The 10,462-nt window shown below is 63.3% G+C and carries 10 protein-coding genes; 1 reads left to right on the top strand and 9 read right to left on the bottom strand.

The genetic code is table 11. The features are described from left to right. Positions 1 to 306: 306 nt before the first annotated feature. From JQ597_RS24780 to JQ597_RS24770, 3 genes are all read right to left on the bottom strand, one after another. On the bottom strand, positions 307 to 1,308 hold the full coding sequence (locus tag JQ597_RS24780) for an Hsp33 family molecular chaperone (RefSeq protein WP_212267541.1): 1,002 nt from the start codon (positions 1,306 to 1,308) through the stop codon (positions 307 to 309). Between the two features lie 202 nt (positions 1,309 to 1,510). Further along, positions 1,511 to 2,437, bottom strand: coding sequence for an ornithine carbamoyltransferase (argF, locus tag JQ597_RS24775; protein WP_212267539.1), 927 nt, complete (start codon positions 2,435 to 2,437; stop codon positions 1,511 to 1,513). After that, positions 2,437 to 3,642 carry an aspartate aminotransferase family protein gene (locus JQ597_RS24770; protein ID WP_212267537.1) on the bottom strand — a complete coding sequence of 402 codons (1,206 nt, stop codon included), beginning with the start codon at positions 3,640 to 3,642 and terminating at the stop codon, positions 2,437 to 2,439. The genes argF and JQ597_RS24770 overlap by 1 nt, the downstream gene beginning before the upstream one ends. A gap of 569 nt (positions 3,643 to 4,211) precedes the next feature. Between JQ597_RS24770 and JQ597_RS24765 the strand changes: the two genes are divergently transcribed. After that, positions 4,212 to 4,721: a GcrA family cell cycle regulator gene (locus JQ597_RS24765; protein WP_212267534.1), complete on the top strand. Its 510-nt coding sequence runs from the start codon at positions 4,212 to 4,214 to the stop codon at positions 4,719 to 4,721. Between the two features lie 169 nt (positions 4,722 to 4,890). Here JQ597_RS24765 and phoB read toward each other — a convergent pair whose 3' ends face one another. The 6 genes from phoB to pstS form a co-directional block, all read right to left on the bottom strand. Next, complete coding sequence (phoB, locus tag JQ597_RS24760; protein ID WP_192735463.1) at positions 4,891 to 5,592, bottom strand: phosphate regulon transcriptional regulator PhoB; 702 nt, start codon at positions 5,590 to 5,592, stop codon at positions 4,891 to 4,893. A 75-nt stretch (positions 5,593 to 5,667) separates the two neighbouring features. Continuing rightward, positions 5,668 to 6,384, bottom strand: coding sequence for a phosphate signaling complex protein PhoU (gene phoU, locus JQ597_RS24755; RefSeq protein WP_212033448.1), 717 nt, complete (start codon positions 6,382 to 6,384; stop codon positions 5,668 to 5,670). Between the two features lie 23 nt (positions 6,385 to 6,407). Then, a complete protein-coding gene (pstB, locus tag JQ597_RS24750; RefSeq protein ID WP_212267531.1) occupies positions 6,408 to 7,229 on the bottom strand; it encodes a phosphate ABC transporter ATP-binding protein PstB in 822 nt (273 codons plus the stop codon). Beyond that, positions 7,226 to 8,071 (bottom strand): phosphate ABC transporter permease PstA, encoded by an 846-nt coding sequence (gene pstA, locus JQ597_RS24745; protein ID WP_212267528.1) that lies wholly within the window; start codon positions 8,069 to 8,071, stop codon positions 7,226 to 7,228. The genes pstB and pstA overlap by 4 nt, the downstream gene beginning before the upstream one ends. A 3-nt stretch (positions 8,072 to 8,074) precedes the next feature. Further along, positions 8,075 to 9,064 carry a phosphate ABC transporter permease subunit PstC gene (gene pstC, locus JQ597_RS24740; protein WP_212267572.1) on the bottom strand — a complete coding sequence of 330 codons (990 nt, stop codon included), beginning with the start codon at positions 9,062 to 9,064 and terminating at the stop codon, positions 8,075 to 8,077. 270 nt (positions 9,065 to 9,334) lie between these two features. Further along, entirely contained in the window at positions 9,335 to 10,345 is a 1,011-nt protein-coding gene (pstS, locus tag JQ597_RS24735) for a phosphate ABC transporter substrate-binding protein PstS (protein WP_212267525.1), read from the bottom strand. Positions 10,346 to 10,462 lie beyond the last annotated feature (117 nt).

Below are 10,462 nucleotides of genomic sequence, written 5' to 3'. Positions count from 1 at the left end.
AAACCAGCGTCCACCGCAACCCGTCCAACGTCCGTGACGACGGCCGACGCCCTTCTGAGTAGGACGGGATGGGCGAATATATGCCCCTGATTTGTGTTCTGGTAAACAGAAATATTTTTTATTTCATGGCTTGACAGGATTTCTTTAAATCAGAACTGATTTGCCCGACGGGTTGTTTTGTCGCACTGATTGCCGCGCATCCGCCATTGCGAGCGCAGCGAAGCAATCCGTAGCGCCGCAAGCAGAGGAATGGATTGCTTCGTCGCTACGCTCCTCGCAATGACGGTGGTAGGCAGAATCGCATCCCTATTCCACACCCGCTTCATCCGGCGTGAACTCATAGACCGACGAGCAGAACTCGCAGGTCACCACCACCTTGCCGTCCTTGACCATTTCCGCACGGTCCTGCGGCTGGAAGCTTTTCAGCATCGATGACACCGCGTCGCGCGAGCAGGAGCATTGCGCGCGCAGGGCTAACGGCGTGAACACGCGCACGCCGCGTTCGTGGAACAGGCGATACAATAAGCGCTCGCCTGACAGATCCGGATCGAGCAGTTCGACATCCTCGACGGTCGAGATCAGCGACTGGCCTTCGACCCAGGCGTCGTCTTCGGCCACCGCATGGGTCACGGCGCCTTCCGGCGCATCGCCGGGATCGAGGTCGGCCTGCCGCGCCCGCTCCGGCGCCTGCGGCAGGAATTGCAGCAGCATGCCGCCTGCGCGCCAGCGGTGTTTCGGACCGTCGCCGCTGCCGCGCCATTCCTCGCCGACCGCAAGCCGCACGCGCGTCGGGATCTGCTCGGAGCGCAGGAAATATTCATGCGCGGCGTCTTCGAGATTGCCGCCTTCCAGCGCCACCAGGCCTTGATAGCGGCTCATGTCCGCGCCCTGGTCGATGGTCATCGCCAGATGACCGTTGCCCAGCAGCGCGCCGGAGTCCTGCCCGTCCTTCAGCCGCGTCGCATCGAAGCGCGCATAGGCGCGCAGCCGATCCGGCAGCTGGAAATCCACGATCAGGAACGACACCGGGCCGTCGGTCTGGGTCTGCAGGATGAAGCGCCCGTCGAACTTCAGGGACGAGCCCAGCAGCGTTGCCAGCACGATGGCTTCGCCGAGCAGCTTGCAGACCGGAGCCGGGTAATCGTGCTTGGTCAGGATGTCGTCGAGCGCGGGGCCGAGCCGGGTCAGCCGTCCGCGCAGGTCGAGCGCGTTGACTTCGAACGGCAGCGCTGCATCGTCGATGGGAACCGCCGATGGCGCGCGGATCGGCGCTGAGGGCGTGATTTTGATGTCGGGGGATTGAGTCATGGCGCTTTATCTGGGGTCGAAGAGGATGAATCGAAAGGGGGTATTACGTCGTCCCGGCGAAGGCCGGGACCCATAGCCACAGGGAGTTCTGAGTAAGGCAAGGCGTCAACCACTGCCTTCAATCGTTAGAGCCGCGGCGTATGGGTCCCGGCCCCCGTGCGCAACTGCGCACTAGGCCGGGACGACAGTTACGTTGGGGCCTCTACGCCACTTCGTTAAAACACCAGGCCAGAATGCCCTTTTGCGCATGCAGGCGGTTTTCGGCTTCGTCGAACACCACCGATTGCGGGCCGTCGATCACCTCGTCGGTGACCTCCTCACCGCGATGAGCCGGCAGGCAGTGCATGAACAGCGCATCACGCTTGGCCAGCGACATCAGCTGGGCGTTGACCTGGTAGGGCTTGAGCACGTTGTGGCGATGCTCGCCGTCCTTGTCGCCCATCGACACCCAGGTGTCGGTCACGACGCAGTCGGCGCCGGCGACGGCGGCTTCCGGGTCGTTGCCGAGCACGATCGGCGCCTGCGTCGCCTTGATCCAGTCCTTCATCGCCTTGTTCGGCGCGAGCTGCGGCGGGGTGGCCACGTTCAGTTTGAACTTCAAACGCTCCGCCGCATGCGCCCATGACGCCAGCACGTTGTTGTCATCGCCGGTCCAGGCCACGGTGCGGCCCTCGATCGAACCGCGATGCTCCTCGAACGTCATCAGGTCAGCCATCACCTGGCAGGGATGCGAGCGCCGGGTGAGCCCGTTGATGACGGGCACGGTGGCGTTGGCGGCAAGCTCCAGCAGCGCATCATGGTTGAGGATGCGGATCATGATCGCATCGACGTAACGCGACAGCACGCGCGCGGTATCGGCGATGGTCTCGCCGCGGCCGAGTTGCATTTCCGCGCCGGTCAGCATGATGGCCTCGCCGCCGAGCTGGCGCATGCCGACGTCGAACGAGACCCGGGTGCGGGTCGACGGCCGTTCGAAGATCATCGCCAGCGTCTTGCCCTCGAGCGGCTTTCTGGGCGTCTCATGCGCCTTCAGCTTCGCCTTCATGGCGACGCTCAGGTCCAGCATGTTGCGCAATTCCTTCGGCGGCAGCTCGCTGATATCGAGAAAGTGACGTAGGGACTTGCTCATCACCCCGCCGCCTTCTTCTTGTCGCCTGACAGCGCGATGCAGGCGCGTTCGAGGCTTTGGACGGATTGCTCGATCTCGGATTCGGAAACGATCAGGGGCGCGAGGAAGCGCACGACATTGTCGCCGGCGCCGACCGTCAGCAGCTTCTGGTCCCGCAGCGCGGCGACGAGATCGCCCGAGGGCACCACGGCCTTGACGCCGATCAGCAGCCCTTCGCCGCGCACTTCCGCCAGCACGGAAGGATAGCGATCGACCACGGAAGCGAGCTTCTGTTTCAAGAGCAGCGACACTTTCTGCACGTGGTCGAAGAAGCCGGGTTTGAGCATCACGTCGAGCACCGCGTTGGCGGAGGCGATCGCCAGCGGGTTGCCGCCGAAGGTCGAGCCGTGCGAGCCCGGCGTCATGCCGGACGCCGCCTCTGCCGTGGCGAGACAGGCGCCGATCGGAAAGCCGCCGCCGAGCGCTTTTGCCAGCGACATGATGTCGGGGGTGACGCCGAGGCGCTTATAGGCAAACAGATCGCCGGTGCGGCCCATGCCGGTCTGCACCTCGTCGAAAATCAGCAGCAGGCCCTTGTCGTCGCACAATTGGCGGAGCGCCTTGTAGAACGCATGCGGCGCGCTGCGGACACCGCCCTCGCCCTGCACCGGCTCGATCAGGATGGCGGCGGTCTGCGGCCCGATCACCTTCTTCACCGCTTCGAGATCGCCATGCGCGACCTGGTCGAAGCCGTCCAGCGGCGGACCGAAACCTTCCAGATATTTGGCCGAGCCGGTCGCCGCCAGCGTGCCCAGCGTGCGGCCGTGGAACGCGCCCTCGAAGGTGACGATGCGGTAGCGCTCGGGATGTCCCTTGGCGGCGTGATAGCGGCGCGCGACCTTGATCGCGCATTCCATCGCTTCCGCGCCGGAATTACAGAAGAACACCAGATCGGCAAAGCTCTGCTCGCACAGCCTTGCTGCAAGCTTGTCGCCGTCCGGACTCCTGAACAGGTTCGACATGTGCCAGAGCTTGGTGGCCTGCTCCTGCAAGGCTGCGACCAGATGCGGATGGCAGTGGCCGAGCGCATTCACTGCCACACCCGAGGTGAAGTCGAGATAGCGCTCGCCTGACGTCGAGATCAGCCACGCGCCTTCGCCGCGTTCGAAACCGAGATCGACTCTCGCGAATACGGGAAGCAGATGCGACGGGGCGCTGTTGGTCATGGCTATCACTGACGGTTAGAGACCGGCCACATAGCGTGCATTGGCGCGAACGCGGCACAGCCGGTCTTGCGAAAACAAAACGTGCCGCCTTTTCGGGGCGGCACGTGACAGGCATTCTATGCTGGCTTTGGACCGTGTCAACACGCCGAAATCCGCTTGTTTTGAGCATGATCTCCGGGCAAGCGCCTTGCGCTTGTCCCGAGGGAAAACCGGCGTCCACTTTTCCGGATCATGCTCGAACCGCTTCCCTGCGGTGCAAGATAAAGCAATCCGTAGCATTCCGGTGCCGTGGAAAACTCCAATTACAATGCATAAATACCGGAACATGTGGACGCACGGACGCGGACTCTTGCGCCAGAGTCCCGCCATATTGTAGCGTCTGGGCTGTCGGGTACGACATCTCGTGCGGAAGTACTGACCCCTAGAGTCCATTTTGTAAGGCGTAAACGTTCGGGCGGCTTTTTTGCGCCCGGCGAGGGCTAAGGGATTCTGCCCGCTGGGATTTTTGAGAATTGGCATCGCCAGCGCTGCCCCCGGTTTGGCCGGCTCTGTGCGAAGGGAAGAATGCGATGACGGTATTGACCTGGTCCGACGAGCGCGTCGAGCAGCTTAAAAAGCTCTGGGAGGGCGGACTTTCCGCCAGCCAGATCGCCGCGGAACTCGGAAATGTGACGCGAAATGCAGTGATCGGCAAAGTGCACCGGCTGGGTCTCTCCGGCCGTGCCAAGAGCCCCTCCTCGGCCGCGCCGCGTCAGCGCAAGGCGCGCCCCGCCCAGCAGATGATGCGGGTGGCGCGCCCGGTGTCGCGCGGTAACACCGCGCTGGCCCACGCCTTCGAGGTGGAGATGGAGCCGGATCCGGTCGCCTACGACAATGTGGTGCCGATGAGCCAGCGGCTGACGCTGCTCGAATTGAACGAGGCCACCTGCCACTGGCCGATCGGCGACCCCTCCAGCTCGGAATTCTTTTTCTGCGGCGGCAAGGCGCTCAGCAGCCTGCCCTATTGCGCGCATCACTCGCGCATCGCCTATCAGCCGGCCTCCGATCGCCGCCGCCCGGCGCCGAAGCCGACCAGGTAAGAGCTGCGCATCAGCTACGCGGAAAATATCCGCTGTCGTCCCTGCGAACGCAGGGACCCATAACCACAGGCGATCGTGGTTAGGCTTGGCTGGAGCTCCAGCTCGCTTCAAAAATCGATACTTGTGGTTATGGGTCCCGGCCTTCGCCGGGACGACGATGGAGTATTGGCTACTCCACCTTCGCGAACCGATCATCCAGCGCGTAGCCGGCGCCGCGCACGGTGCGGATCGGGTCCTGTTCGCGGCCGGGGTTGAGCAGTTTGCGCAGGCGGCCGATATGGACGTCGACGGTACGCTCGTCGATGTAGATGTCGCGGCCCCAGACGCTGTCGAGCAGTTGCTCGCGGCTGAACACGCGGCCGGGATGTTCCAGGAAAAACTCCAGCAGGCGATATTCGGTGGGGCCGAGATCGATCGGACGGCCCGAGCGCGCGACGCGGCGCTTCTCGCGGTCGAGTTCGATATCGCCATAGGTCAGCACGGTGGCCAGCCGCTCCGGGCTCGCCCGCCGCAACAGGCCCTTCACCCGCGCCAGCAGCTCCGGCACCGAAAAGGGTTTTACGATGTAGTCGTCGGCGCCGGTCGCCAGCCCCCGCACCCGTTCGCTTTCCTCGCCGCGCGCGGTCAGCATGATGATCGGCAGCGCCTTGGTCTCCGGCCGCGCCCTTAAGCGGCGGCACAGTTCGATGCCGGACAGGCCCGGCAGCATCCAGTCCAGCACGATCAGGTCGGGCACCCGCTCCTTCAACCGTGTATCGGCGTCGTCACCGCGGGCGACGGTTTCGACCTCATAGCCTTCGGCATCGAGGTTGTAGCGCAGAAGCGTGGTGAGCGCTTCCTCGTCTTCAACCACCAGAATGCGTGCGTTCATCTATGTAAGCCTCTTGTGTTTTGACGCGCTGTCGATACGCGAAAAACGTCTCTCGTTCCGCTGTCAGTTCAGTAACTAGTTTCCCGGCACAGTCGTGGCGAAATTCGTCATGTCGCCCTTCGGGCGCTTGTCGAGGATCTGCTGGCCTTCGATCATGTAGAACACGGTCTCGGCGATGTTGGTGGCATGGTCGCCGATCCGCTCGATGTTCTTGGCGCAGAACATCAGATGGATACAGAACGAGATGTTGCGCGGATCTTCCATCATGTAGGTCAGGAGTTCGCGGAACAGCGAGGTGCAGATGGCGTCGACTTCCTCGTCGCCCTTCCAGACCGCCATCGCCGCCGGCAGGTCGTGCGACGCGTAGGCGTCGAGCACGGACTTGACCTGCGACTGCACCAGATCGGTCATGTGTTCGAGACCGCGGATCAGTTTCAGCGGCTGGAAATCGTTCTCCAGCGCCGCGACGCGCTTGCCCATGTTCTTGGCGAGGTCGCCGATCCGTTCCAGATCGGTGGCCACCCGCATGGCGCCGACGATCTCGCGCAGGTCGATGGCCATCGGCTGGCGGCGGGCAATCGTCAGCACCGCGCGTTCCTCGATCAGGTGCTGCAGGCGGTCGATCTCGGCGTCGGAGGCGACGACGCGTTTTCCGAGCGCAACGTCGCGCCGGATCAAGGCATCGACGGATTCGGTGATCATGCGTTCAGCAAGGCCGCCCATTTCGGCGACCAGGCGGGTCAATTCCTGAAGATCGCTGTCGAACGCCTTCGCGGTATGCTCTGAAGCCATTGTCTTCTCCTCGCGATGTGCGCTTAGCCGAACCGGCCGGTAATGTAATCCTGGGTGCGTCGATCGCTCGGCGAGGTGAAAATCTTGTTGGTGTCGTCGAATTCGACCAATTCACCGAGATACATGAAGGCGGTCTTGTCCGAGACGCGCGCCGCCTGCTGCATGTTATGGGTCACGATGGCGATGGTGTAGTCCTCCGCCAATTCTGTGATCAATTCCTCGACCTTGGCGGTCGAAATCGGGTCCAGCGCCGAGCAGGGCTCGTCGAACAGGATCACTTCAGGGCGCACCGCCACCGTGCGCGCGATGCAGAGCCGCTGCTGCTGGCCGCCGGACAGGCTGAGGCCCGATGCATTCAGCTTGTCCTTGACCTCGTTCCACAGCGCACCGCCACGCAACGCCTTTTCGACGCGGCCGTCCATCTCGGATTTCGAGATCTTCTCATAAAGGCGGATGCCGAAGGCGATGTTTTCGTAGATCGTCATCGGAAACGGCGTCGGCTTCTGGAACACCATGCCGACCCGGGCGCGCAGCAGATTGAGATCGAGCTTGGGGTCGAGGATGTTGGTCTGGTCGAGCATCAATTGCCCGGTCGCCTTCTGGCCCGGATAGAGGTCGTACATCCGGTTGAAGATCCGCAGCAGCGTGGACTTGCCGCAGCCGGACGGCCCGATGAAGGCGGTGACGCGGTGGGTGCCGAGCGTGAGGTTGATGTTCTTCAGCGCGTGGTGCTCGCCATAGTAGAAGTTCAGGCCCCGCGCGGTCACTTTCGGCGGCGCGTCGGGCAGCGCCACGTGGGGAACGCCCGCGTTGACGGCACTCATGGATACAGAAACTTCGGTCATTTTGCGGTCCTCTCGGCGCCAAGGATGCGCGCGCCAATATTCAGGGCGAGTACGGTCAGGGTGATGAGCAGCGCCCCGCTCCAGGCGAGCTGCTTCCAGTATTCGTAGGGGCTCTGCACGAAGTTGTTGATGGTGACCGGCAGGTTCGCCATCGTCTTGGTGAGGTCGAGGCTGAAGAACTGGTTCGACAGCGCGGTGAACAGCAGCGGCGCGGTTTCGCCGGCGACGCGGGCGGTGGCGAGCAGCACGCCGGTGATGAGACCACTTCGCGCGGCGCGATAGGCGATCCGCTTGATCACCAGCGAGCGCGGCAGGCCCAGCGCGGACGCCGCTTCACGCAGCGGATTGGGCACCAGGCCGAGCATGTCCTCGGTGGTGCGAACCACCACGGGGATCACGATCACGGCCAGCGCCAGACAGCCGGCAAAGGCCGAGAAGCCGCCCATCGGCACCACGATGGCGCCGTAGACGAACAGGCCGATGATGATCGAGGGCGCGCTGAGCAGGATGTCGTTGATGAAGCGGATCACCGAGGTGAGCCGGTCATGCTTGCCGTATTCGGCCAGATAGGTTCCGGCCAGCATGCCGAGCGGCGCGCCGATGCCAACCCCGATCGCAGTCATGATGATCGAACCGATGATCGCGTTGCGCAGACCGCCATCGGTCGAGCCGGGCGGCGGCGTGTCCTGGGTGAAGACGGCCAGGTTGAGGCCGGCCAGGCCGTTATAGAACAGCGTGAACAGGATCAGCGCGAGCCATGTCACGCCGAACAAGGCGGCGCCGACGCAGAGGCCCCGGATGATGATGTCGTTACGGCGGCGGGAGGCGTAAATCGGGTTCATGGCTCAGTTCCCCGCCTTCTTTTCCAGCCGCATCAGCATCAGCCGGGCGGCCGACAAGACGAAGAACGTCAGCACGAACAGCAGCAGGCCGAGCAGGATCAGGCCGGACTGGTGCAGGCCGTCGCTCTCGGCGAATTCGCTGGCGATCGCCGCCGAGATCGTGGTGCCCGGCGCGAAGATCGAGGATGAGATCTTGAACGAGTTGCCGATGATGAAGGTGACCGCCATGGTTTCGCCGAGCGCGCGGCCGAGCGCCAGCATCACGCCGCCGATCACGCCGACCCTTGTGTAGGGGATCACCACGTTGCGGACGACTTCCCAGGTGGTGCAGCCGACGCCGTAGGCGGCTTCCTTCAGCACCGGCGGCACCGTCTTGAAGACGTCGACCGAGATCGAGGTGATGAAGGGCAGCACCATGATCGCAAGGATCAGCGCGGCGTTGAACAGGCTGAGATAGGACGGGGGACCTGCGAAGATGGTGCCGAGAACCGGGACGCCGTCGAAGATGCTGATCATGAACGGCTGGAACGAGTTGGCCAAAAACGGGCCTAGCACGAAGAAGCCCCACATGCCGTAGATGATCGAGGGAATGCCGGCGAGCAGTTCGACCGCGAGCCCGATCGGACGGCGCAGCCAGATCGGACAGATCTCGGTCAGGAACACCGCAATGCCGATACCGACCGGAATGGCGATCATCATCGCGATCACGGAGGTGATCAGCGTGCCGTAGATCGGCCCGAGCGCGCCCAGCACCGGCGGATCGGCTGATGGCGCCCAGCGCGAGGTGAACAGGAACGAGAAGCCGTATTCCCTGATCGCAGGCCAGGCGCCCACGATCAGCGATAAGATGATGCCGCCGAGAATGAGCAGCACCGAGATCGCACAGGCGCGCGTGAGCCAATAGAAGGTAACGTCACCAAGCTTGAAGGCGCTGAGGGCCCTGGCGCGATCGTAAGGTCCTGCAGCTTCCATCACGTCGCTCTGAACGGCCATGTCTGCCACGCCAATCCCCTGTACTGTATAGCCCAACTGCCCCGGACCCGGCGCCGGTTTTGCACCGGACTCTTGAACCAAGACCCCTGTCGGCCAAGACCTTGTCGACCAAGACCCTGTCGACCAAGTCACTCGGCAAACCAGACCCGCCCGTATTCGCCCTCCTCGCCGGAGGGAAAGACCCAACCCGGAAAGACCCGGGTTGGGCAAAGTGGGAGCACGCTCCCATTGTCGCCGGGCCGGAACGCCGCCCGGCTCTTGTTCTTAAGTTCAGCTCTTGATCTCGGCGGTCCAGGTCTTTTCGATCAGCTTGACCACGGAGTCCGGCATCGGGATGTAGTCGAGCTCCTCAGCCATCTTGCCGCCCTTCTCGAACGACCATTTGAAGAACTTGATGGCTTCCTGGGACGCGGCCTTATCGGTCGCGGACTTGTGCATCAGGATGAAGGTCGCGGCGGTGATCGGCCACGAGGTTTCGCCGGGCTGGTCGGTGAGGATCACGTAGTAGCCGGGCGCCTTCGCCCAGTCGGCGTTGGCCGCAGCAGCCTGGAACGAGGCTACCGTCGGCTGCACGGTCTTGCCTGCCTTGTTGACCATCGCGGCATAGGTCAGCTTGTTCTGCTTGGCGTAGGCGTACTCGACGTAGCCGATCGCGTTCTTGGTCTGGCCGATGTTGCCGGCAACGCCTTCATTGCCCTTGGCGCCAACGCCCGTCGGCCATTCGACCGCGGTGCCGAGACCGACCTTGGCCTTCCACTCGGCGTTCGACTTCGACAGATAGTCGGTGAAGTTGAAGGTGGTGCCCGAACCGTCGGAGCGGCGGACCACGGTGATGGCGTCGGTCGGCAGCTTCAGCTTCGGATTGAGCTTGGCAATCGCGGGATCGTCCCACTTCTTGATCTTGCCGAGATAGATGTCGCCGAGCACTTCGCCCGAGAGCACGAGTTCGCCCGACTTGATGCCTTCGAGGTTCACGACGGGGACGATCGCGCCCATCACCATCGGCCACTGCACGAGGCCATCCTTTTCGAGGGCCTCAGCCTTCAGCGGCGCATCGGTGGCGCCGAAGGTCACGGTCTTGGCCAGGATCTGCTTGATGCCGGCGCCGGAGCCGATCGACTGGTAGTTCAGACCGTTGCCGGTCTCCTTTTTGTAGGCATCGGCCCACTTGGAATAGACCGGGAACGGGAAGGTGGCGCCTGCGCCGGTGATATCGGCGGCGAATGCCGAGGTCGAGGCGGCGACGAGGCCTGCCGCGACGATTGTCTTGATGAAATTCATGGCTGGTCTCCATCTGGTGAGCGAAGCGCCTGTTAACGCCCGATCGCGCTCACGCCGCATCCGTTTAGGTGCGGTCAATAGAGCTTTTACGAAGGTTCGATGACAGTTGGATGACAG

Origin of the sequence: Bradyrhizobium sp. AUGA SZCCT0177 (assembly GCF_018130125.1) — a bacterium.
Lineage (GTDB): Bacteria > Pseudomonadota > Alphaproteobacteria > Rhizobiales > Xanthobacteraceae > Bradyrhizobium.
Note: the sequence above shows the minus strand (reverse complement) of the source record. Positions and strands in the feature narration are given on the sequence as shown.

Excerpts from the sequence above, each read along its gene's own strand:
- pstA (WP_212267528.1), bottom strand. The coding sequence starts at position 8,071 with ATGAACCCGATTTACGCCTCCCGCCGCCGTAACGACATCATCATCCGG.
- phoB (WP_192735463.1), bottom strand. The coding sequence starts at position 5,592 with ATGAACGCACGCATTCTGGTGGTTGAAGACGAGGAAGCGCTCACCACG.
- pstB (WP_212267531.1), bottom strand. The coding sequence starts at position 7,229 with ATGACCGAAGTTTCTGTATCCATGAGTGCCGTCAACGCGGGCGTTCCC.
- JQ597_RS24770 (WP_212267537.1), bottom strand. The coding sequence starts at position 3,642 with ATGACCAACAGCGCCCCGTCGCATCTGCTTCCCGTATTCGCGAGAGTC.
- JQ597_RS24780 (WP_212267541.1), bottom strand. The coding sequence starts at position 1,308 with ATGACTCAATCCCCCGACATCAAAATCACGCCCTCAGCGCCGATCCGC.
- argF (WP_212267539.1), bottom strand. The coding sequence starts at position 2,437 with ATGAGCAAGTCCCTACGTCACTTTCTCGATATCAGCGAGCTGCCGCCG.
- JQ597_RS24765 (WP_212267534.1), top strand. The coding sequence starts at position 4,212 with ATGACGGTATTGACCTGGTCCGACGAGCGCGTCGAGCAGCTTAAAAAG.
- phoU (WP_212033448.1), bottom strand. The coding sequence starts at position 6,384 with ATGGCTTCAGAGCATACCGCGAAGGCGTTCGACAGCGATCTTCAGGAA.
- pstC (WP_212267572.1), bottom strand. The coding sequence starts at position 9,064 with ATGGCCGTTCAGAGCGACGTGATGGAAGCTGCAGGACCTTACGATCGC.
- pstS (WP_212267525.1), bottom strand. The coding sequence starts at position 10,345 with ATGAATTTCATCAAGACAATCGTCGCGGCAGGCCTCGTCGCCGCCTCG.